Origin of the sequence: Paenibacillus sp. PastF-3, from assembly GCF_029893135.1 — a bacterium.
In the GTDB taxonomy this organism is placed as follows: domain Bacteria; phylum Bacillota; class Bacilli; order Paenibacillales; family Paenibacillaceae; genus Paenibacillus_AQ; species Paenibacillus_AQ nitricinens.
Map to the genome: position 1 here is coordinate 89,339 of NZ_JARXWM010000022.1, position 20,749 is coordinate 110,087.

Annotated in this window: 21 protein-coding genes, 3 pseudogenes and 1 riboswitch; of the genes and pseudogenes, 20 read left to right on the forward strand and 4 right to left on the reverse strand. The window is 45.3% G+C overall.

The genetic code is table 11. The features are described 5' to 3' along the window. The first annotated feature begins 9 nt into the window (after positions 1-9). The 6 genes and pseudogenes from M2444_RS29285 to M2444_RS29310 all read left to right on the forward strand — a co-directional run bounded on the left by M2444_RS29285 (position 10) and on the right by M2444_RS29310 (position 5,013). Entirely contained in the window at positions 10-942 is a 933-nt protein-coding gene (locus M2444_RS29285) for a D-alanine--D-alanine ligase (protein WP_280788768.1), read from the forward strand. Continuing rightward, a complete protein-coding gene (locus tag M2444_RS29290; protein ID WP_094870630.1) occupies positions 935-2,098 on the forward strand; it encodes an aminotransferase class I/II-fold pyridoxal phosphate-dependent enzyme in 1,164 nt (387 codons plus the stop codon). Before M2444_RS29285 ends, M2444_RS29290 begins: the two co-directional genes overlap by 8 nt. A gap of 91 nt (positions 2,099-2,189) precedes the next feature. After that, positions 2,190-3,251, forward strand: coding sequence for a nicotinate-nucleotide--dimethylbenzimidazole phosphoribosyltransferase (gene cobT, locus M2444_RS29295; RefSeq protein WP_280788754.1), 1,062 nt, complete (start codon positions 2,190-2,192; stop codon positions 3,249-3,251). Beyond that, positions 3,248-3,796: a bifunctional adenosylcobinamide kinase/adenosylcobinamide-phosphate guanylyltransferase gene (gene cobU / locus M2444_RS29300; protein ID WP_094876991.1), complete on the forward strand. Its 549-nt coding sequence runs from the start codon at positions 3,248-3,250 to the stop codon at positions 3,794-3,796. Before cobT ends, cobU begins: the two co-directional genes overlap by 4 nt. Further along, the gene (gene cobS / locus M2444_RS29305) at positions 3,793-4,608 is read left to right on the forward strand and encodes an adenosylcobinamide-GDP ribazoletransferase (protein WP_280788755.1); all 816 of its coding nucleotides are present in this window, start codon (positions 3,793-3,795) and stop codon (positions 4,606-4,608) included. Before cobU ends, cobS begins: the two co-directional genes overlap by 4 nt. Before the next feature lie 78 nt (positions 4,609-4,686). Further along, positions 4,687-5,013 (forward strand): annotated as a pseudogene (locus M2444_RS29310) (YnfA family protein). Positions 5,014-5,068: 55 nt separating this feature from the next. On the opposite strand, the gene M2444_RS29315 reads toward M2444_RS29310, so the two are convergent. Beyond that, positions 5,069-6,757 (reverse strand): methyl-accepting chemotaxis protein, encoded by a 1,689-nt coding sequence (locus tag M2444_RS29315; protein ID WP_094870626.1) that lies wholly within the window; start codon positions 6,755-6,757, stop codon positions 5,069-5,071. Positions 6,758-7,100: 343 nt separating this feature from the next. Further along, positions 7,101-7,146, forward strand: a riboswitch (PreQ1 riboswitch). A gap of 10 nt (positions 7,147-7,156) precedes the next feature. Between M2444_RS29315 and M2444_RS29320 the strand changes: the two genes are divergently transcribed. The 10 genes from M2444_RS29320 (at position 7,157) to M2444_RS29365 (ending at position 15,661) form a co-directional block, all read left to right on the forward strand. Beyond that, positions 7,157-7,870, forward strand: coding sequence for a queuosine precursor transporter (locus tag M2444_RS29320; RefSeq protein ID WP_094870625.1), 714 nt, complete (start codon positions 7,157-7,159; stop codon positions 7,868-7,870). A gap of 209 nt (positions 7,871-8,079) precedes the next feature. Beyond that, the gene (locus tag M2444_RS29325) at positions 8,080-9,561 is read left to right on the forward strand and encodes an AMP-binding protein (protein WP_280788756.1); all 1,482 of its coding nucleotides are present in this window, start codon (positions 8,080-8,082) and stop codon (positions 9,559-9,561) included. Further along, positions 9,558-10,709, forward strand: coding sequence for a thiolase family protein (locus tag M2444_RS29330; RefSeq protein WP_280788757.1), 1,152 nt, complete (start codon positions 9,558-9,560; stop codon positions 10,707-10,709). Before M2444_RS29325 ends, M2444_RS29330 begins: the two co-directional genes overlap by 4 nt. Next, a complete protein-coding gene (locus M2444_RS29335; protein WP_280788758.1) occupies positions 10,706-11,107 on the forward strand; it encodes an FAS1-like dehydratase domain-containing protein in 402 nt (133 codons plus the stop codon). Before M2444_RS29330 ends, M2444_RS29335 begins: the two co-directional genes overlap by 4 nt. Continuing rightward, positions 11,082-11,423: a MaoC family dehydratase gene (locus M2444_RS29340; RefSeq protein WP_094876751.1), complete on the forward strand. Its 342-nt coding sequence runs from the start codon at positions 11,082-11,084 to the stop codon at positions 11,421-11,423. Before M2444_RS29335 ends, M2444_RS29340 begins: the two co-directional genes overlap by 26 nt. A 2-nt stretch (positions 11,424-11,425) precedes the next feature. Continuing rightward, positions 11,426-12,247 carry an SDR family oxidoreductase gene (locus M2444_RS29345; RefSeq protein WP_280788759.1) on the forward strand — a complete coding sequence of 274 codons (822 nt, stop codon included), beginning with the start codon at positions 11,426-11,428 and terminating at the stop codon, positions 12,245-12,247. Next, positions 12,248-13,048, forward strand: coding sequence for an energy-coupling factor transporter ATPase (locus M2444_RS29350; protein ID WP_280788760.1), 801 nt, complete (start codon positions 12,248-12,250; stop codon positions 13,046-13,048). After that, the gene (locus tag M2444_RS29355) at positions 13,033-13,890 is read left to right on the forward strand and encodes an ATP-binding cassette domain-containing protein (RefSeq protein WP_280788761.1); all 858 of its coding nucleotides are present in this window, start codon (positions 13,033-13,035) and stop codon (positions 13,888-13,890) included. The genes M2444_RS29350 and M2444_RS29355 overlap by 16 nt, the downstream gene beginning before the upstream one ends. Further along, positions 13,883-14,689: an energy-coupling factor transporter transmembrane component T family protein gene (locus M2444_RS29360; RefSeq protein WP_280788762.1), complete on the forward strand. Its 807-nt coding sequence runs from the start codon at positions 13,883-13,885 to the stop codon at positions 14,687-14,689. The genes M2444_RS29355 and M2444_RS29360 overlap by 8 nt, the downstream gene beginning before the upstream one ends. A gap of 6 nt (positions 14,690-14,695) precedes the next feature. After that, positions 14,696-15,661: an NAD(P)H-dependent flavin oxidoreductase gene (locus tag M2444_RS29365; protein WP_280788769.1), complete on the forward strand. Its 966-nt coding sequence runs from the start codon at positions 14,696-14,698 to the stop codon at positions 15,659-15,661. Between the two features lie 54 nt (positions 15,662-15,715). On the opposite strand, the gene M2444_RS29370 is transcribed toward M2444_RS29365, so the two are convergent. Then, positions 15,716-16,495 (reverse strand): alpha/beta fold hydrolase, encoded by a 780-nt coding sequence (locus tag M2444_RS29370; protein ID WP_280788763.1) that lies wholly within the window; start codon positions 16,493-16,495, stop codon positions 15,716-15,718. Between the two features lie 309 nt (positions 16,496-16,804). Here M2444_RS29370 and M2444_RS29375 point away from each other — a divergent pair, with 309 nt between their 5' ends. After that, complete coding sequence (locus tag M2444_RS29375) at positions 16,805-17,080, forward strand: hypothetical protein (protein ID WP_042189381.1); 276 nt, start codon at positions 16,805-16,807, stop codon at positions 17,078-17,080. 274 nt (positions 17,081-17,354) lie between these two features. On the opposite strand, the pseudogene M2444_RS29380 reads toward M2444_RS29375, so the two are convergent. Both M2444_RS29380 and M2444_RS29385 read right to left on the reverse strand, forming a co-directional pair. Then, a pseudogene (locus tag M2444_RS29380) lies at positions 17,355-17,588 on the reverse strand (transposase); the annotation flags it as partial. A gap of 87 nt (positions 17,589-17,675) precedes the next feature. Continuing rightward, complete coding sequence (locus tag M2444_RS29385; RefSeq protein WP_280788764.1) at positions 17,676-18,587, reverse strand: helix-turn-helix transcriptional regulator; 912 nt, start codon at positions 18,585-18,587, stop codon at positions 17,676-17,678. 98 nt (positions 18,588-18,685) lie between these two features. Between M2444_RS29385 and M2444_RS29390 the strand changes: the two genes are divergently transcribed. The 3 genes and pseudogenes from M2444_RS29390 to M2444_RS29400 all read left to right on the forward strand — a co-directional run bounded on the left by M2444_RS29390 (position 18,686) and on the right by M2444_RS29400 (position 20,597). Further along, on the forward strand, positions 18,686-19,630 hold the full coding sequence (locus tag M2444_RS29390; protein WP_280788765.1) for an alpha/beta fold hydrolase: 945 nt from the start codon (positions 18,686-18,688) through the stop codon (positions 19,628-19,630). A gap of 12 nt (positions 19,631-19,642) precedes the next feature. Continuing rightward, positions 19,643-19,774: pseudogene (locus tag M2444_RS29395) on the forward strand (3-hydroxyisobutyrate dehydrogenase); the annotation flags it as partial. Positions 19,775-20,003: 229 nt separating this feature from the next. After that, complete coding sequence (locus M2444_RS29400; protein ID WP_280788766.1) at positions 20,004-20,597, forward strand: DUF2441 domain-containing protein; 594 nt, start codon at positions 20,004-20,006, stop codon at positions 20,595-20,597. The last annotated feature ends 152 nt before the right edge of the window (positions 20,598-20,749 follow it).

Below are 20,749 nucleotides of genomic sequence, written 5' to 3' on the forward strand. Positions count from 1 at the left end.
GAGATGAAGATGAAGGTAGGCGTGATTATGGGCGGGGTGTCCTCAGAATATGAGGTATCCATGAATAGCGGTAGAGAGATTTTGAAGAATCTAGATCCCAATAAATATGAAGTTACTCCAATAGAGATCACTAAGCGTGAAGAGCTTATTGAGCAGGTGAAAGGAATCGATATCGCGCTGCTTGCGCTCCACGGAGCTTACGGAGAGGACGGTACGGTTCAGGGGACGCTGGAGACGATGGGGATTCCTTATACGGGTAGTGGCGTTTTGTCTAGCAGCATTTGTATGGATAAAGATCTTTCCAAAAAGCTTATGCGCTGCTCAGGCGTCCATACAGCGGATTGGCTGTGCTGGGATAGTATGAAGGATTATTCTGAAGAAGCCGTAGAGCGGATTGGATATCCTGTTATGGTGAAGCCATGTTCAGGCGGTTCGAGTATCGGTATGGAAAAGGTGAGCTGTAGCGAGGAGCTGTTGAGCGCAGTACAGAAGGCTTTTGCCTGTGATCAGTCAATTCTGATCGAGAGCTATATTCAAGGTCAGGAAATCACTTGTTCTATTCTAAATGGGGAGATGCTGCCCGTTTTGGGAATCACCTCGTCACATGCGGAGTGGTTCGATTACAGCGCGAAATACGATGATGGCGGGGCAGACGAACGGGTCATTGACCTACCAGCTGAGGTGTATGAGCGAGTACGTAATGCAGCCTTAACTTGCTACAAAGCACTAAAATGCAGTGTGTATGCAAGGGTGGATATGCTAATCAAGGATGGTATTCCGTATGTGCTGGAGGTGAATACATTACCGGGCATGACGAAGGCGAGTCTTTTACCAAAAAGCGCGCAAGCGGCAGGCTACACCTTTAGCGGACTGCTGGACGAGATTATTTCCCTTTCCCTAACAGAAAAGAGTCCGAAAGAAGAGGTGCTCAGTCATGCATAATGAATGGATTACTCCGCGTGTACGGGAGATTGCTCCCTCGGGGATTCGGGCTTTTTTTGACCTAAGTACAGGGAATCAGGATATTATATCGCTTGGTGTAGGCGAGCCTGATTTCGTTACACCGGAGCATGTAAGAGCTGCCTGTATTCGTGCTTTGAATAATGGGGAGACGATGTATACACCAAATTCCGGCTTGTTGGAGCTTAGAGAAGAGATCGCCTCTTATCTGCATACAAGCTTCAATCTCCGCTATGAGCCAACTAACGAGATTATGGTTACAGTGGGAAGCAGTGAAGCCGTGGATTTGGCTCTGCGGGCCTTTATTACACCCGGGGATGAGATTATCGTCCCTTCTCCGAGCTATATTGCGTATTCGCCGATTACTCATTTGAACGGTGGGGTTACAGTAGAGGTTGAATCTTCAGCCGAGCAGGGGTTTAAGCTTACTCCTGAAGCGTTGCGGCAGGTAATTACCCCGCGTTCCAAGATTCTTATGGTTAATTTTCCGACTAATCCTACAGGGGCAGTAATGACTTACGAGGATTGGCTGCCCATTGCACAGATTGTAAAAGAGAATAACTTACTTGTCATATCAGATGAAATCTATGCCGAGCTAACCTATGATCGTCAGCATGTCAGCATTGCCGCACTTCCCGGGATGTTGGAACGAACAATTGTTATTAGCGGCTTCTCCAAAGCTTTTGCGATGACTGGCTGGAGAGTAGGTTATGCTTGTGGTGATCAGGAATTAATTGCTGCGATGCTCAAAATCCATCAGTACACTGCGATGTGTGCTCCAATACTAGGTCAAATCGCTGCCATTGAATCACTACGGAACGGTATGGAACATAAGGAACATATGAAACGATGCTTCGATGAGCGAAGAAAGCTGCTGGTTAATGGATTTCGATCTATTGGTTTACCTTGCCACGAGCCGGAGGGTGCATTTTATGTCTTTCCTTCCGTCGCTAATACCGGAATGAAGTCAGAGGATTTCGCTTTGCAGCTGCTCAAGGAGGTTGGTGTTGCTGCGGTCCCGGGCCATGTGTTTGGAGCAGGTGGAGAGGGGCATATTCGCTGCTCCTATGCAGCTTCTCTACAAAAATTGACGGAAGCGTTGGAGAGAATCGAAGGTTTTATGAAAGTGAAGTTGTAATTCAAGTGGTCCCCATCTATCATAGATGGGGGCTTTTCTATGTAGATAAGATAGAATATATAATATGGATATCTTAATTGGAGGTTAAAATATGATTTCAACTATTCAAGAAGTAATTAAACGAATCACACCAGCGGATGAACAGTCTTTCCTCAAGGCGGAGCACCGCTTGAACATTCTAACCAAACCACCGGGCAGCCTGGGACAATTGGAGACGCTGGCCGTTAAGCTCGCTGGAATTTCGGGTACGGAGCAGCCTAGTTTCACCAGACGAACGGTAGTTGTGATGGCTGCCGATCACGGTGTATGCTGCGAGGGAGTTAGTGCATTTCCACAGGAAGTCACCATGCAGATGGCCTATAATTTTCTCAGCGGGGGAGCGGCGGTGAATGTACTGGCACGTCAAGCTAGGGCAGAGGTGAAGTTCGTAGATATCGGTGTTAACGGTGATCTTAGTCATGAGGATCTGATTGATCGTAAAGTGCGCCGTGGAACGGATAATATAGCCGTGGGACCTGCGATGAGTCGTGAAGAAGCGATGAGTGCTATGCTTGTAGGAATAAGTATCGCACAAGAAGCGATTGAGAACGGGACGGAGATTTTTATTACAGGTGAAATGGGCATAGGAAATACAACGGCTAGCGCTGCCATTCTGTGTGCTCTAAAAGGGATAGCACCTGAAGAAGCCGTCGGAAGAGGAACGGGAATTGATGATGAACGTTTACTACATAAGATTGCTGTTGTGGAACGCGCTTTAAAGGTGAATCAGCCGAATCCGGCAGATCCGCTGGATGTATTGTCCAAAGTAGGGGGATTGGAAATTGCCGGTTTGACTGGTCTGATTCTTGGCGCAGCCGCTGCTAGGGTACCTGTCATTCTGGATGGTTTTATTTCGGGCGCGGCGGCTCTTGTGGCGAAGGCACTTGCACCAGAATCCATTGCTTATATGATTGGCTCTCATCTATCAGGAGAACAAGGACATAAGCTGATGCTTGAGCAGCTTGGTCTTGAACCGTTGTTTAACCTGGGTCTTCGTTTGGGTGAAGGAACTGGAGGCGTATTGTCCCTTCATTTAATTGAGGCGATATGCCGTATTTTAAGCGAAATGGCCACCTTTGAAAGTGCAGGCATCTCTGGAGCTGGAAAACAATGAGTATTCTTGTAACGGGAGGCGCGCGTAGCGGGAAAAGTGGTTTTGCAGAAAAATTGATGTCGTCACTGGCAGATCAGGCCTTCTATGTTGCAACCGGACAAGCGTTTGATGATGAAATGAATGAACGGATTGCACTGCATCAGCAACAGCGCTCGCAAAGCGGATATGCTTGGGAGACGTTAGAGGAGCCTTATGATTTGCCAGATCTTCTTAAGCGTTTATCTGGTGAAAAGGCGGTTCTCGTAGATTGCCTAACGTTGTGGTTATCGAATGTACTGCTAGCCATGGAAGGATTTACGGATAGGCAAGAGTTGATAGAGAGCGAGATTACAAGACTTGAAGACAGTGTACGCACATTTCAAGGAAACCTCATTTTGGTCACTAATGAGGTTGGAGACGGTATTGTTCCGGAGTATGAGCTTGGCCGATTGTACCGTGATCTGGCAGGACGTATGAACGCGCTGCTTGCTCGGCAATGCGAGCAGGTTTTTTTAGTGACTGCTGGCATTCCAATTGAACTTAAGAGCAGGGAGTATCGTTTATGAGGGAGCGCAGGGATGCTGCCGCGGCTGCCTTTCAGTTTTTGTCCCGGTTTCCTGTAAAGAGTGATCCCGGATTTTCTCCTGAGCTGCTGCGCCGAAGTGTGTTGTTCTATCCCGTGGTGGGTGCAGCTATCGGACTGTGTGTAGCTGCTGGGGCAGCTTTGACGGGATTGATTTTACCAGCTTGGCCAGCCGCTGTTATTACCCTCATTCTATGGGTAGGACTCACCGGAGGTCTGCACCTCGATGGCTGGATGGACAGTGCGGATGGTCTGCTAAGCTACCGACCGAGGGAACGGATCTTGGAGATTATGAAGGATAGCCGTGTGGGTGCGATGGGTGTGCTCGCCTGCGTGCTTCTCTTGCTGTTAAAGGCTTCATTAGTGGCAGCATTAATCGAAGGCTACGCCTATTACGAGCTGCCACTGCTCTTGCTGCCAGCGATCTGGAGCCGCTGGTATATGGTGCGGGCAATGGTGCATTATCCCATTGCCCGCGGGAACGAGGGGCTGGCCGCGGGCTTCGCCGGCCTCGCTCCCTCGCATGAGCGGCGCGCGCTGGCGATAGCCGCGCTGCTCTCGCTAGCCGCAGCCGCTGCGCCTCTGGCGCTTGGCGCTGGCTTAGCCGCGTGGCCGCTGCATCTGGCGGCAGCGTTCCTGCTGCCGGCTGCGGCCTTGGCCAGCGGCACCGTGGCTGCGCGGCGGATTAGCAGCCGGCTCGGCGGGCTCAGCGGCGATGTGTACGGTGCGCTGAATGAGCTGCTAGAGGCGGTGCTGCTACTAGTGTTAGTGTTGCTCCAGCACAATTTCATGTGAGTGGCTCCTATGATGACGTTGTATCATATTTCGCCAATCATTTTGATTTTTTAGAGTTCAATAGGAAAGAGGGATGACATGGTTGCTGCCATTCTACTATTTGTAATTGCCGGCCTTGCTGAGATCGGAGGCGGGTACTTAGTATGGTTATGGCTAAGAGAATCAAGACCTCTATGGTACGGTTTGGTAGGTTCTTTGATTCTGATAAGCTATGGTATTATTCCTACGTTGCAGAAGTTTCCATCCTTCGGTAGAGTGTATGCAGCTTAAGGCGGGGTATTTATCGTGCTCGCTGTGTTGTGGGGCTGGCTAGTAGACAAGAAAACACCCGATGTATATGACTGGGTTGGTGCTGTTATTTGTGTGATCGGCGTTTCGGTCATTCTTTGGGCGCCGAGACACTAACAAAACCCCCCGTTCAACACTTTCGTGTGAACGGGGGGTTATATAAGCCTAAGCTTTAGATCTTAAATTGTTGCACAGCTTCCTGAAGCTTCTTAGCCTGCTCATATAGATGCTGCACGGTTACTGCATGTCCTTCAAGCTCTATACGTTGACGCTCCGAGTTCTCGGATAGTGTGTCCGCATTTTCTTGGGATCTTGAAGTAATTTGTGCGGTTTCCTCAACGGAAGCACTAACTTCTTCTGTACTTGCTGAGATTTGCTGCGTCGCCGCAGATACAGATTGAATATTCTGATTGATGCTTTGGATCAGAATCAGAAGGTGATTGAAGGCGTCGCCCGCTTCTGCCACCTTGCCTACCCCGGAGGCTACCTCTGAATTCACATGGTTCATCTCAGTAACGGAGCGATTCATATCTTCCTGAAGTCCGAGTAGGAAATCACGAATCTGCTCATTCGCATTACGGGATTGTTCGGAAAGCTTGCGTACTTCTCCGGCAACAACGGCAAAGCCGCGTCCATGTTCTCCTGCACGTGCTGCTTCGATCGAAGCATTGAGCGACAGCATTTGGATTTGCTTCGTAATTTCAGTAATACTATGAACGACTTCTCCGATCATTACTGAACGTTCGTTCATAACTTGTAGTTGCTCCAGCGACTGCAGGGAGGCGCGTTCAACATGGCGCATTTGCAGAACGGCGCTTTGGGCAATCTCATTACCGCCAATCGCTTCAGCGGAAGCTTCACTAATTTGCTCAGTGACTTCGGTGGCTGCTGAAGCAATATGCTGAATGCCGAAATTGATTTCTTCCATAGCTTTTGAATTATCTAGAGCGCTGCTCGCGATGGTTGTACTACCTCTTCCAATTTCTACAACAGAAGTACTAGAGTGGTCTGCCATTTCATTTAAGACCTCAACACGTTCTCTTAAAGAATTGGAATCGGTGACCACGGTGTTTGAGGTGACGAGTACATGTCCGATCATTTCTTTTAGGCGTAGGGTCATCGCTTGGAAGCTTCTGGATAGCTGAGCTACCTCATCACTGCCTTGAACCGTTAATTCCTCTGTGAAATCTCCCTCTGCAAGACGGGCACTGTAAGCTGCAAGTTTTGAGATAGGACGGGTTATCCGCATGCTCATAAACCAGGCGCCAGTTGACCCTATGATCAGCGTTAGCAGAGTGATCCCCGCGCTGGTCCACAGGATACTGTCAGTTTTTTCTTGAATAAAGCTTACATCACTGCTGATTCCGATAACCATCGTACTTCCGGGAATTCCGATATAAGCTGACTTATGTACACCATGCGAGTCCTTGTATGTATCGCTTAGTCCACTCTTTCCTTTAAGGGCTTGCTGCATTGCAGAGGATACCTTAACAATTTCCTCGGGCTTTAATTTTGCATCATGATCTACGGACAGAACCTCAGCTTCCTTGCCTTTTAGATTGAGTAGAAAAATAGTCTCAACCCCATGCTGCTTTCTCTTATCCTGAAAATAGAATTCAAGATTGGTGGCTGCTTGTTCGTTCTTCTTTAGTGCTTGCTGAGCATGCATTGTATTTATGTTCTTATATACGTCCTGAGCAGCTGCAGTTAGAATTTGATTGATTTGTGGCATGACATAGCTGTTGAAAATACTGGTGGATATAAAGTAGAAGCTGGTACTTAACAAAAGAGACGTGAGTAATAGAACTACAAATAATAAACGCGTAAATCTGCGACTGATCGACTGCTTGAAACGAAACATATTGTTCTCCCCCTTTTTATGGGCAGTGAAGCCCCATTTCTTTATATCCCTACCGACTGCTAGTGACTGGCAACCTGCAATATATTCCATAGTTATGTAATATATCAACTAAATGGATCGGGAATGAAGTGTTTGATACTATTCTATAGAATTAACCTCTGGATGAATAGTGAAAGTTTTAGTTTATAGAGCATATTTTTCTGAAAAAGATGAATTATTACTGACACTTTTATTTTTAGTTAATAAAAATGGGTATAAATACCCATTTCATAAATTGTTTATTTTTATGGATTGTTTGACGACAGTGTGATAGAGTATTAATGTTTTGTTCCAAAACTTAATGTAAGCCGCGGTTCGTAACCATCCCGCGTAAACAAAACTAGGAGGAGTTTAAGTAATATGTTTAATTTGTTGTGGGGAGTTTTATTTGTTATTGTCAATTTTGCTTTTTTTCTGCTCTGTTACCGCCTGTTCGGCAAAAGTGGAATGTATGCCTGGGTAGGTATCGCTACTGTAATTGCTAATATTCAGGTAGCTAAGACGATTGCTATGCCATTTGATATCGTGATGACACTCGGAAATACGATGTATGTCACTTTGTATATGACCAGCGATTTGCTTAATGAGAAGTATGGAAGAGCAGAAGCACGTAAAGCGGTTTGGTTTGGTTTCTTCACCTTGCTTATGACGACAGTCATTATGCAGATGGTACTAGTATTTAAGCCACAAGAGACCGATATTGCTCAGTCTTCTTTGGAGACGATCTTTGGGCTGATGCCTCGACTAGCGTTGGGTAGTTTAACTGCTTATTTCATTAGTCAGTTCCTAGATGTTCGGTTGTATTCCTGGATTCGCAAATATTACAGCACCTCAAGTCAGCTGTGGATCCGTTCGAACGGTAGTACGATGGTTAGCTCTTTTGTGGATACACTAATCTTCTGCACCATTGCATTTGCTGGGTTGTATAACTGGAGTGTGTGGTTTGAAATTTTGCTTACAACGTATCTGGCGAAATTCTTACTAACCGCAGTCGGCACACCTATCTTATATATCGCCCGAACTTTTACTTTTGCTGAAGATGGGGCATTATCATCCGCTCAAAAGAAAAATTAAACACAATACAGCCAGCGCGTACCGATCATAATCGATGCGCGCTGTTTGATTTTTCCAGTCGTAAGAGGCTTAATCGTTCCATATAAATATGTACATAAAATTAATATAAAGCTAAAATAAGCTATCGTAGCCATTCCAATTGTATCCCATGCAATTCAGAGGTGTGCATAATCGGTAGACACAGAAATTACGAACAGGTGTGATGAAGGATGAATCTAGTAGTTCCTATACTGCGTCATGCAGCACAGCAGCCCGACAGTATTGCCTTAACCCATAACCAAGCGGGTCATACTTATGCAACATTAGTACAAGCGATGCGGAGAATTGCGAATGGTCTACAGCAAAAGGGTCTGAGACATGACAAAATCGCTATTTTATCTACGAATCGCATTGAATTTGTTGAGGTTTTCTTGGGGGCTATTTATGCAGGCTGTGTTCCCATCCCTTTAGATCCCAAGTGGAGTGCAAACGAACTGCAGGTTATTATAGAGCAGTGCCAGCCGACAATGATTTTTGCCGAGCCGGAAGCTGCAAAGAATTTGGTCTTCAGGGAGCAAGCGATCCCAACAATGATTTTTACAAAAGATCGGACAGGCTCCTATGATCAGTGGCTGGATGCGCTGAAGCCAGAAGCTGAATTGGATGAGACGAATGAATTATTATTTATCGGCTTCACTTCAGGCACAACTGGACTGCCCAAAGGATATATGCGTACCCATTTATCGTGGTTAAAGAGCTTTGAGGTATCGAGTGCTGCCTTTAAATTGGACGCTATGAAGGATGTTTTAGCACCGGGTCCGTTTGTGCATTCGCTGTCCTTGTTCGCTGTAATGCAGAGTCTGTATGGCGGAGCAAACTTTCATATTACGCAAAAATTTAGCGCCACACAGGTGTTAGAGCTGTGCAAGCAGATTCCGGGTGTGGTGTTGTTTGTTGTACCAACAATGCTTGAATCCATGATGCGGCAGGCTGTTCCTGGGCAGACGCAGATTGATGCGATTATTAGCTCAGGTGCAAAGTGGTCGGAGTTGTCCAAAAAAAGGGGCATAGAAGTGTTCGCTGGAGCGCGTCTCTATGAATCCTATGGTTCCTCAGAAGCGAGTTATATTAGTTATTTGGATGTTCTGGAAGAGCATAATCCGAGCTCTGTAGGCAAGCCCTATCCCGGAGTACAAATTTCCATTCGTGATGAAGAGTTCCATGAAGTCCCTGCGGGGGAGATTGGGCAGTTATATGTGCGAAGTGATATGATATTTCTAGGCTACCATCAATTGCCGAACGAGACTGCAGCAGCTTTTCGAGACGGATGGCTTATTTTGGAAGATAATGTTTATCAGGATGAATCGGGGTACTTATATCTGGCAGGTCGTTTGAAAAATAGAATTATCACCGGTGGGCTGAACGTTTATCCAGAGGAAATAGAGCGAGTGTTAGAGCATCTTCCCGAAATAGAAGAAGTAATGGTGCTTGGCGTCCCTGACGATTATTGGGGAGAACAGTTGGCCGTGCTCGTGAAATGGAATGGTGAAAAGCACTTATCTATAGACGAAATAAAGAATTATTGTCGCCAGTATTTAGCAAGCTACAAATCGCCGAAGCAGCTGCTGACAGTTGAAGAGTTTATTTATACAAGCAGTGGCAAAATTGCCCGGCAAGCGATGAAAGACTATGTGAAAAGAGCGATGGTATGATAGAAGCAGTAATTGTTATGGCAAAACGTACACCGATTGGCAGGATGGGCGGCTTATTAAGTACATTTGAGCCGGAAGCATTACTGGCGCCGCTTATTCAGCATATTGTGGCAGAGACGAGCCTAGCTAAAGAGATGATCGATGATGTCATTATTGGAAATGTGGTTGGTCCGGGTGGAAATATTGCCCGGGTCGCTGCGCTTGAAGCTGGGCTTCCTGTTTCGGTTCCGGGCGTTACTGTGGATCGGCAGTGCGGTTCTGGGCTAGAGGCTATTAATATAGCAGCAAGGCTTATTCAAAGCGGTGCAGGTGAGATTTATTTAGCTGGCGGCGTTGAGAGCACGAGTCGTGCCCCTTGGAAAATGAATAAGCCCCAAACCTTGATGGGGGTTCCACAGCTATATACCCGTGCTCATTTTACACCAAGCGCTTACGGTGATCCGGATATGGGGATTGCTGCGGAAAATGTAGCGCGGAAGTACGGGATTTCACGAGAAGAGCAGGATCAATATGCCTTAAAAAGCCACCAAAAGGCTGTTCATGCTCAGCAAAGCGGCCGGTTTCAGCAGGAGATTGTACCTTTTCTGGTTGAGGGGGAGTGGGTGAACACCGACGAATGTCCAAGGGCTAATACGAGCTTGGATAAGCTGCGAATGCTCCCTTCAATTTTTGAAGAAAAAGGCACTGTCACCGCTGGAAATGCCTGTCCTATTAATGATGGTGCGGCGCTTGTATTAATGATGTCCCGTGAGAAATGTAGGGAACTCAAGCTTAACCCGATTCTGCGTATCGTGGATGCGCAAGCGGCAGGTGTAGATCCGAATTATTTAGGTATGGGGCCCGTTCCAGCTGTACAAAAGGTATTACATCGTCAACAGCTGACCATAGCCGATTTAGATATCGTAGAGTTTAATGAAGCCTTTGCTTCGCAAGTGCTAGCCTCACTGAATGAGCTTCAGATCCCACAGGAAAAGGTCAATCGTGGAGGAGGCGCATTAGCTATCGGTCATCCATATGGGGCGTCCGGAGCTATTTTAATGACTCGCTTATGTGCTGAAATGCAGCGTACGGCTTATAAAAGGGGACTTGCCACTTTGGGTATTGGCGGAGGTATCGGTTTGGCTACTCTTGTGGAGGCGGTAGAATGAACAGCATTCATCATCAGATTTATGTGACTGCGGAGTGGATATCGGATTATGCACATAGTATTGAGGCACCCGTGCAGACGTATAAGGGCAATCTGATTGCTCCTTCTACGATGCCTATTATTTTTTGGCAGGCCTTCGATATTCCTTGGCTTAGCAAGGGAGAGCCTTTGCTTCATGGCACTCAGAAATTCTCATATCAAGCACCGATTACGGCAGGGATGACGTTAGATTGTGAATTAGCATTAACGAGCAAGGCGCAAAAAGATGGCCGGCAGGGCCAACTGACCTTTTACACACATACGCTGGTTTGTAAATGTGAAGACGAGCTTATAGTCACCGCAGAAACAGTGTTAATTCAGGTAGGTGAGGATCATGATGAGAAAATGTATAACGGCTGAGGCCATCCGATTATATGCAGCAGCTTCCCAAGATCTGGCCGCTATTCATCTAGATGAGGATGCAGCAGCTAAGGCTGGATTTAAGCGGCCCATTGCGCAGGGGATGTATCTAATGGGATTAGCCCAATCCTTATATATCGAGGAGCATCAGGCACAGTGGATCACTCAGTATGAGATGAAATTTCATCAGCCTGTTGAGGTCGACAATGTTGTGATGTTTGATTATGCAGATGATGATGCTCTTGTGAAAGTGACCCTTACAACAGAAGCTGGCGATGTTATTGCTACGGGAGCTTTTTCAGTGAAAGAGGTGTAGTGATGAACAAAGTAGCCTTAATTACTGGAGCAACCAGAGGGATCGGGCGTAGTATTGCCGTGCAGCTCGGCAAGTCCGGTTATATAGTGGTTGTAAATGGTACAAAACAAGTCTTGATCGATGAAGTTGTCCACGAGATTCGACAGGCAGGTGGTGAAGCATTAGGCTACTCTGCTAATGTAGCAGATCCAGTCGCGGTCTCGGTAATGGTAGATGAGGTTATTGCTCAATACGGTCGTATTGAGGTGTTGATAGCGAACGCTGGAAATTTACAAGATCAGAAATGTCTACGGATGACGGATGAAGAATGGAAGGCTGTGCTGGATGTGCATTTAAATGGTGCCTATTACAGCATTCAACGTGTACTGCCACATATGCGCCAGACAGGTGGTGATATCCTGTTGATGACCTCAACGGCTGGATTAACAGGCTCTGTCGGTCAGGTGAATTATAGTGCAGCCAAGGCTGGAATACTCGGAATGATGTGGACACTCGCAGCGGAGCTGAAACGCGATGGAATTAGGGTCAATGCGATTTCACCAGCCGCGTTAACGGATATGACCAGACCTGTCATTGATCACTTGAAAGTGAAACATGCCAGCCGTAATGAACCGTTCCCGGAGTTCTGGCAAATAGGTGCTCCAGAGGATATTGCTTCTTTCGTAAATGCATTATTGAGTGAGAACGATGCGGATTTAACCGGTGAAATCTTTGCTGTGAATGGATCAAAAGTGACGAAATGGGAGAAGCCTGCTCCTGCATTTTCTGAGAACAGCATCGGGGCATTTTTCGCTACGTGGCACCGTCAAAAGGGGAGTGAATAAATGCTTACCTTCGATCAAGTTCATTTTTATTATAAAAGGGATCAGCCTGTCCTAGAAGATATCAGCTTTACGATAAATGCAGGTGAGTTTGTGGCGATTGTTGGCGCGAATGGCTCTGGCAAATCCACCATTGCAAAGCTCATGGATGGTTTGCTGCTGCCTCGAAAAGGGTCGATACAGTTTAAGGGCCTAGATACCGCAAAGCCAGCTGAGCTTGCAGTTATTCATCAGCAAATTGGCTTTGTTTTTCAGAATCCAGAGGATCAATTTATCACCACAACCGTTATGGATGAGGTGCTTTTTGGTTTGGAGAACCTTCGTGTACCAAGGGAGGAAATGCGCAGCCGATTGGAGCATGCCTTGCAGGCTGTTCATATGGAGGATTATCTGGACGCGATGCCACATCAGCTCTCTGGAGGTCAGAAGCAACGTGTCGCTATTGCGGCTATATTGGCGATGCGTCCGCAAGTCATTATTTTCGACGAAGCCACCTCTATGCTTGATCCTCAGGGAAGGCAGCAGGTGCTTGCTATTATGCAAGAGCTGCATCGTCAAGGTCTGACCATTATTCAGATCACTCACCATATGGAGGAAGTGCTTTCAGCAGAACGATTATTACTCCTGCATCAAGGGCGACTTGAGTATGATGGTGCTCCACTGGCCTTTTTTGAAATGATGCCTGTTGCGGACTATCAATTACAACTACCCTTTGCCGTGCGCGTACAAACATTGCTACATTCAGCAGCGCCGCCAACAGCAGATTGGAAGGGGAACATTCGATCACAATGGTCTACCAATTAGATAATTTAAGTGTAAACTATGCTGATCATATAGCTTTACACAATATTAACTGCACTATTACTGCGGGCAAATGGATTTCGATTATCGGTCCCACGGGCGCAGGAAAGTCTACCTTTGTCAAAGTGCTGAAGGGCTTGATTCCCACCGTAAAAGGAGATTACTCCATTGATCAGCAGCCTGCTCCCAGAGATGCCAAAGGACAATTAAAGGTGGTCCCGGAGCTGGGCTTTGTTTTTCAATATCCGGAGCATCAGCTATTCGAAACCACGGTGCAAAAGGAGCTTGCTTTTGCACTGAATCTGCAGGGTGCTTCACGTCAGCAAATCACGGAGGAAATTGAAAGGATTTTGCCGCAAGTGGGTCTGTCAGAGGGCATTCTCCCTTTAAATCCATTCCAACTAAGCGGTGGAGAAAAACGCCGTGTAGCTCTTGCCTCCGTGCTAATGACGAATCCTAAGCTACTAATTTTGGATGAACCGACAGCTGGGCTAGATCCTGCTAGTCAAGTATCTTTACTGAAGCTACTGAAGACTTGGCAGCAACAAAATCAGCGCACCATTCTCTTCGTTTCGCATCAGATGGAGGATGTTGCTGAGTACTCGGATGAGGTTTTGGTTTTCCATAAAGGTCAGCTGGAAGGACATTTTGACCCCAGAACACTATTTATGAAAAAGGAAGAATTATTGGTGGAGCTGGGCTTGTCCATACCTGAACCCGTACAGCTTTTGAAGCTAGTAGAGGAATTATCCGGTCAAAAAATTGAGATTTCTAGCTGTAAAGAGCAGGATATCTTCGATGCTGTTCTGCCCATTTGGCATTCGAGGGGGCGTCAACATGACTGATTCCGTAATTGTGGGTCAATATGTGGAGACGTATTCGATTTTCCATCGTTTAGATCCCCGTACAAAACTTGTTAGTATCATGATTCTCATGCTTAGCTTTCTGATGCTTGGAACAGGGCTTAGCTATGCAGTTGCAACCTTTTTTGTAATCGGAATTTTACTGCTGTCAAAGGTTCCTATTCAATTCTTTTGGCGAGGACTACGGCCGCTATTATTTATTTTGCTGTTTACCTTCATGTACAATGCCGTGTTCACCAAAGGAACGATTATCCTCTGGTCTTGGTCATTTATTGAGGTAACTGAAGAGGGACTGCGAACAGGATTACGTTTTGTTTGGCGTATTGTATTGCTCATCTTATTAGCCTCAGTATTAACGTTAACAACTAAACCGCTAGACTTAGCATATGGTCTTGAAAAGCTGCTTGCACCTCTATCCAAAATGGGGGTACCTGTAGAACAATTCTCCTTAATGATAGTGATTGCGATCCGGTTTATTCCTACCATCAAGGAGGAGCTGGATCGTATTCTTCTCGCACAAAAGGCTAGGGGGTATGATCTTACAGCATTATCACTGCCTAAACGGATATTTGCATATGTCCCGATTATTATTCCTTTGCTCTTCACGACGATTCAACGTGCTGAACAGCTGAGCTATGCGATTGATGCGCGTGCTTATGGAAATGGTACAGGAAGAACTTCTTATAGGGTATTGCAATTTCAGCAAATGGATTATCTGGCAGGGGGAATTGCTCTTTTATTTGCTGTGATTCTATTGTGGTTAAAGATAGGAAAGGTGTAGATGAAGATGAAATGGAATACCCGTATTACGGAGTTATTGCAGATAGAGTATCCTATTATTCAAGGCGGGCTTGCTTATTTAGGTTATGCAGACCTTGCAGCTGCCGTTTCGAATGCCGGTGGATTGGGTCAGGTTACAGCGATGAGTCTTCCGAGCGCAGAGGCTTTACGTTCAGAAATAGAACGGGTTCGTACTTTGACCGACAATCCAATTGGCGTTAATTTTGCCATCGGTGTGCATGGTATCGGTTATGAAGATCGGGTGCAGGTCGCCATCGACGAGAAGGTTCCCGTGGTGAGTCTCACTGGTGGGAATCCGGCCCCTATACTGGAAATGCTACAGCACACTGATATTAAAACGCTCGTGCTCGTCTCTTCACGCAGACAAGCCCAAAAAGCTGAACAATTAGGTGCTTCTGCGGTTATTGTTGTTGGGCAGGAGGGAGGAGGCCACTTGGGGCGTGATGATGTAGGGACTATGGTACTCGTTCCTCAAGTAGTGGATGCGGTTGATATTCCTGTGATTGCTTCAGGCGGGATCGGGGATGGCCGCGGATGGATGGCGGCCCATGCACTGGGGGCTGAGGGAATTGAAATGGGCACACGATTCGTTGCTACGGTTGAATGTGTTCATGCAGCTGCTTCTTATAAAAAAGCCCTAGTAGAAAGCTCAGAGTCAGATACAGTCGTAATCAAACGCTCTATTGGAGCACCCGCGCGAGTGCTGCGTAGTGAGTACATAGATAAGATTCTCGACATTGAGCGTGTGACTCCGACCTATGAAGCCTTAAAAGAATATATTAGCGGTGCAGCCAACAAGCGCTGGATTTATGATGATGTCAAAGAAGAGGGCATTGGCTGGGCAGGCCAAGTGACAGGGATGATCCATGATATCCCTACAGTCTCGGAACTGATGGGCAGGATGGTCAAAGAGGCAGAGTCGATTCGCGGGATGTGGGGAACACAGGCATGAGGATGCTTATCGGACTAAATTTATGGGGAGCGATGGTGCGGCTAATCCGAGGCGTTATGCAAAAGAAGATAATAATTGGTTGAATCTATCACTCTCCTCCAAAAAAGGGCAATGGCCGCTGTATTGGAATGGAACTAATTGCGAATTTTTAATCAGCTTATTTGTTTCCTGAGCTTGGGTAAACGGAACGACTTTATCATGAATTCCATGAATAATTAATGTGGGCACATCGATCTGTCCAAGATCGTTGTAAACATTTTCGTCTCTTAGCGTGACCATAATGGCGGAAGTCGACCAATTCGCAGCTTGTAAACCCATTAGAAAGAACCATTCGGATTTCGCTTCAGAAATGTACTGAAAGAAAAAAATTCCCGTTTGGTCTTGCAGCATTTTCGGACGGTCATTGTTTGTCTCTTCGATGATTTTATTCGTAAATTCTTTTGGAACACTTGATGGAGACGCAGCGTCGATCAGGACGAGTTTTGATACCCCGTACCCTTTATAACGAGCCATATAACGAATTGAGATCGCTCCTCCGGTAGAGTGTCCTGCAAGTGTTATGTTTTTTAGCTGTAAGGCTTCGATGACTATACGAAGATCATCTGCTAATCTATCGAAACCGTAACCATCGAATGGTTTATCCGAATTGCCGTATCCTCTCCAGTCTATTCCGATACAACGATATCCGAGCTTAGGAAGGAAATTGAACTGATATTCGAACTGGTTATGGTTTAGCGGCCAGCCATGAATAAAAAGTATCGTTTTATTTCCCTTCGGATTGATGTCTTCTATAAATACTTTTACGCCCGGTTCCACAGTAACGAAGTATCCCAAGTGTATCGCCTCATTTTTTTTAATGTATTTCCCCGTTAAGATATTCGCCCTAGGCAAGGTTAATGCCTAATTTCGGCGTCAAATTGGGTTAAGATAGTACGTAGAGATTTCTGAGGAAAAGCTTGAGTGAAACAATTTCTTCAAATCATTGAGCTCAAGGGATACGTTAGTGGAAAAACGGTTGCTTAGGCAGCCGTTTTTTTATTTGTTCAACTAAAGGGCAGGTTAGTTCAATAGGACACGACATAAATTTGTTTAACCAGACATCTTCATTTAGAATAAAAGAAGAGATAAAAGGGAGTGTCGCAAATGGAATACCTATCAATTACGATATCACTTGTGTCCTTAGTTGTATGTTTAACTGTGTATAACAAAGTAAGTGCCATGGAAGCTCGTATCAAAACAATGCAGGTAAACGTTGACCAAATTGCCAAGTCTGAAGGTCTGCCCCCACATCTTGTTCAAAATGAGGTTCTCCAGCTCGTACGTAACGGCAAGGAAGTAGCAGCTGTTAAAAAAGCGAGAGAAGTGCTTGGTTTGTCACTATTAGAAGCGAAGCAATATGTGGATGCCCTAAAGGAATAGCTGCAACAATGCGTCCATTCAAATAATAGCCCAAAAAAGACTGTCGACAAGTCCATTCGATAGTTTTTTTTATGATATATTATCAAAAATTAAACAGGAGTATTAATATTGCTGTCGATGGTACCTTTGCGGTAATGGCTTTAAGCTATACCAGCTAATAGCTTGTCAAGATTACCAGTAAAATGAACTTAAGTCATGTGGTATAGTAAAAAATAGGCATGACAAATAACCCTCCAATCCCTTTATCTTGGAAGGTTATACCAATATAAAAGGGTCAGGCAGTGCGGAAGGATTTTTTACTTTTAAGGATGACATAAAGCCAATGAACCAGCTTATTTTCGCATGCAATTAAAGCTACTTTATGTGGCTTTCCTTCGCCTCTTTTGCGATCATAAAAATCTTTAATTCGCAGATTACGAGAACGGATGAGTCCACACTGGACGGCCATAACTAGCGCATAACGAAGTTGCCGAGAACCACGTTTGGTAATTCGATTCCGTGTTGAGGTCGAAGCTTTTGATGCTAAATCTATGAAGAAGCGCGTAAAGCCCCAACTCATGTGAAATAGGTCATATAGGCCGGAACGAGACCTTGATCAGGAATAGTTCTCCATCATTTGAGATAAATAATTTCGAAAGTCATCAACGTAGGTTTTGGGCTCTACAACTTTTAGATGAGTGCCGAAGCTTGCTAAAAGTTGAAATCCCATATAATTTTGAGGGACATATATGGTTGCTAATAAAAGTCCAGGACCATGGTCTTCAATACTTTTTCGACCATACCTTTCGATGATTTGATCTTTTATGCTAGGCGATATCCATGCCTTAATGGTGACGAATTGCGGTAGATAACTTGCTTCGTGTCCTTGCTCAGACCAATCGTCTCTTGGATGAAACGTGCGTTCATCCATAGAAATATGATCGATCCGGGATAACTTGAATGTTCGAGATCCCTGTCGATGTAAACAGAATCCTTTCAAGTACCAACTCGATTCGCTGAAATGCAGCTCATAGGGCTCAACCATTCTATCCGTTACAGCCCCGTCTTTATCTGTATAATTAAACGAAACCAGCCTTTTCTTTGTTATGGATTCTTGACATGTCTTTACGGTTTCAAGAATTTCGGACCGACCTTCCCAATCATAAAACGATAGTTGAATGGAACGATTAAGAGACAATGGACTAACCATTGCCTCTATTTTTTTTATCGTTCTTTCAACTTCTTCGGTAAGGAGAATTTGTTCCAATCCACCCAACGCAGTTAATATATTCTGTAAATCGGAGCTGCTTAATAAGCGTTTATCCACCTTGTATTCATCCATTATGCCGAAGCCGCCTTTGACCCCAATGACAGAGTAGATGGGGATGTTACATAAGCCCAATGTTTCCATATCGCGAAGGATCGTTCTTTTGGAGACATTGAATAGTTGTGAGAATTCCGTTGCCGCAACAACCTCTTTTTTCAGTAATATCATGATAATTGAAATGAGTCTCTCCACTTTGTCCATAATTGCCCTCTTTTTTACATGATTTCAGAACGGTGACAATAAGATGTCACCGTTTATCCATTATACTACATGTATCACAAGAAGGAGGTATTAATTCAATGTTTAATTCAACCAATTTTCCTAAACCCACCCTTATTTCAGTCAACGGTGTGGAACTCGAAGTGTTTGAAGCAGGCCGAGAAAACGCAGGAAAACCTATTGTACTCTGCCACGGCTGGCCAGAGCATGCCTTTTCTTGGCGCCATCAGATGGACGCACTTGCTGCAGCGGGCTACCATGTCATCGTCCCCAACCAGCGGGGTTACGGCAACTCATCCCGTCCGACCGAAGTAACAGACTATGACATTGAACACTTGTCAGGTGATCTCGTCGCCCTTCTCGATCACTACGGATGCGAAGACGCTACCTTTGTCGGTCATGACTGGGGTGCATTCGTCGTTTGGGGACTGACCTTGTTGCATCCAAACCGCGTCAATAAAGTGATAAATCTGAGCTTGCCTTACCAAGAGCGCGGAGAAAAACCCTGGATCGAGTTCATGGAAGAAATACTTGGCGGCAATTTCTATTTCGTCCACTTCAATCGACAGCCAGGCGTCGCGGACGCCGTATTCGAAGACAATACGTACAGGTTCCTTCGTAACCTGTACCGGAAGAACGAGCCTCTCAGAGCACCTGAGCCAGGTATGGCGTTGATCAATCTCGCCAACGCGGAAACACCGCTCGGTGAGCCCGTAATGAGCGAAAGCGAGCTGGCCGTTTACGTCTCCGCTTTTGAAACATCAGGGTTCTCGGGCAGCATAAATTGGTACAGGAACCTTGACCGCAACTGGCACTTATTGGCGGAGGTGAACCCAATCATCCAGCAGCCGACCCTCATGATCTACGGCGATCGGGATATGGTTGCGAAGTCTGAAAACCTGACAAAGTTCGTGCCCAATGTGGAAGTGGTCAATCTGGATTGCGGTCATTGGATCCAGGAAGAAAAGCCGGAGGAATCAAATAAAGCGATTTTGAGATGGCTGGAACAGCAGAATTCCATCTAGTCCCAAGAGCGTCATTTAGGAAGACCAATCATTAAAGCATTCAACAATTTCTTAGCCTATACGCTAGAGCATCATGGGACTCCTGAAGGGACGGATGGACGCATTGCTATAGCGGTCGCTGGCAATGACCTATCCCATAAACAAAGCTTCAGATGGTGATTTTCCATTCAAAATGTTGTTAAAGCAAATAGGGAAGTATTCGATTCATAAGTTAGAAACCTAATCAAGGTAATTGACGTTGAACTAACGAGGAACTATAGTTCAATAAATGAGAGGGTTGCCGAGAGGTAGCCCTTTATTCAACTAACGGGCAGGATAATGCTAGTAAATGCCGAATTCACCTTTGTTAACAATGTTTAATAGGGGGCAGGCTATGCAAGGAAGAGAATTGTATGTTTATCACATTGTAACTAGGAAGAAGATGGCCCTAGGTCAAACAATTAGCTTTGACAAAAACCAAAAAAATACCTTGTATCACTTCTTTTTTGAGAATGAACAGCTGAATTCCAAAAGTGAAGACTTTGTTCAAATCTTACACGGTCATTATACAAATGAAGGCTTGAAGTTAGATAAAGAGAATGCAGATGTAGCCTTTAAATATGTGGAGCAAACTATCAGAGCTATTAGAGAAGTAATAGTTGAAATGGTTAGACTGCAAGAATATCCTGAATATCCTTCACGATTGTCTTGCTTATACGCTGCGAAAAGCTATCAAGACGCTCTGAAATGGAAAGAACTTTTTGATTCTTACCATCGAAGGGTTTTGCAGATAGTGAAACTTCGGGTTATTGGGGCTATCTTTGAAGGTGACGGCAGTCTTTTACCAAAGGAAGATGGAATTCCTTTCTCCCGAAAAATCGAACAAGCAAGAGAATATTGGAAAGGTAATATAAATAACGAACTTCCTGAGCTGCTGATTAACGGAAAAATCAAAGTTGTAGAAATTATTGATGAATTTTCCGCTTAATTTCAACAAATGTGCCTGAAAAACCATTGCGCTCTAGGGACAAGATAGTTGAACATAAAGGGGCTGTCCCAAAAGCCAAGTACTGGCTTCGGGGACGCCTCCTTTTTTTGACTAGGATCAACGTGTGCACTTGAGTGGACGCTGCGTGAACA

Bases quoted from the DNA above. Each gene is read 5' to 3' on its own strand.
- M2444_RS29285 (WP_280788768.1), top strand. From the start codon at position 10: ATGAAGGTAGGCGTGATTATGGGCGGGGTGTCCTCAGAATATGAGGTA.
- M2444_RS29290 (WP_094870630.1), top strand. From the start codon at position 935: ATGCATAATGAATGGATTACTCCGCGTGTACGGGAGATTGCTCCCTCG.
- cobT (WP_280788754.1), top strand. From the start codon at position 2,190: ATGATTTCAACTATTCAAGAAGTAATTAAACGAATCACACCAGCGGAT.
- cobU (WP_094876991.1), top strand. From the start codon at position 3,248: ATGAGTATTCTTGTAACGGGAGGCGCGCGTAGCGGGAAAAGTGGTTTT.
- cobS (WP_280788755.1), top strand. From the start codon at position 3,793: ATGAGGGAGCGCAGGGATGCTGCCGCGGCTGCCTTTCAGTTTTTGTCC.
- M2444_RS29315 (WP_094870626.1), bottom strand. From the start codon at position 6,757: ATGTTTCGTTTCAAGCAGTCGATCAGTCGCAGATTTACGCGTTTATTA.
- M2444_RS29320 (WP_094870625.1), top strand. From the start codon at position 7,157: ATGTTTAATTTGTTGTGGGGAGTTTTATTTGTTATTGTCAATTTTGCT.
- M2444_RS29325 (WP_280788756.1), top strand. From the start codon at position 8,080: ATGAATCTAGTAGTTCCTATACTGCGTCATGCAGCACAGCAGCCCGAC.
- M2444_RS29330 (WP_280788757.1), top strand. From the start codon at position 9,558: ATGATAGAAGCAGTAATTGTTATGGCAAAACGTACACCGATTGGCAGG.
- M2444_RS29335 (WP_280788758.1), top strand. From the start codon at position 10,706: ATGAACAGCATTCATCATCAGATTTATGTGACTGCGGAGTGGATATCG.
- M2444_RS29340 (WP_094876751.1), top strand. From the start codon at position 11,082: ATGATGAGAAAATGTATAACGGCTGAGGCCATCCGATTATATGCAGCA.
- M2444_RS29345 (WP_280788759.1), top strand. From the start codon at position 11,426: ATGAACAAAGTAGCCTTAATTACTGGAGCAACCAGAGGGATCGGGCGT.
- M2444_RS29350 (WP_280788760.1), top strand. From the start codon at position 12,248: ATGCTTACCTTCGATCAAGTTCATTTTTATTATAAAAGGGATCAGCCT.
- M2444_RS29355 (WP_280788761.1), top strand. From the start codon at position 13,033: ATGGTCTACCAATTAGATAATTTAAGTGTAAACTATGCTGATCATATA.
- M2444_RS29360 (WP_280788762.1), top strand. From the start codon at position 13,883: ATGACTGATTCCGTAATTGTGGGTCAATATGTGGAGACGTATTCGATT.
- M2444_RS29365 (WP_280788769.1), top strand. From the start codon at position 14,696: ATGAAATGGAATACCCGTATTACGGAGTTATTGCAGATAGAGTATCCT.
- M2444_RS29375 (WP_042189381.1), top strand. From the start codon at position 16,805: ATGGAATACCTATCAATTACGATATCACTTGTGTCCTTAGTTGTATGT.
- M2444_RS29385 (WP_280788764.1), bottom strand. From the start codon at position 18,587: ATGGACAAAGTGGAGAGACTCATTTCAATTATCATGATATTACTGAAA.
- M2444_RS29390 (WP_280788765.1), top strand. From the start codon at position 18,686: ATGTTTAATTCAACCAATTTTCCTAAACCCACCCTTATTTCAGTCAAC.
- M2444_RS29400 (WP_280788766.1), top strand. From the start codon at position 20,004: ATGCAAGGAAGAGAATTGTATGTTTATCACATTGTAACTAGGAAGAAG.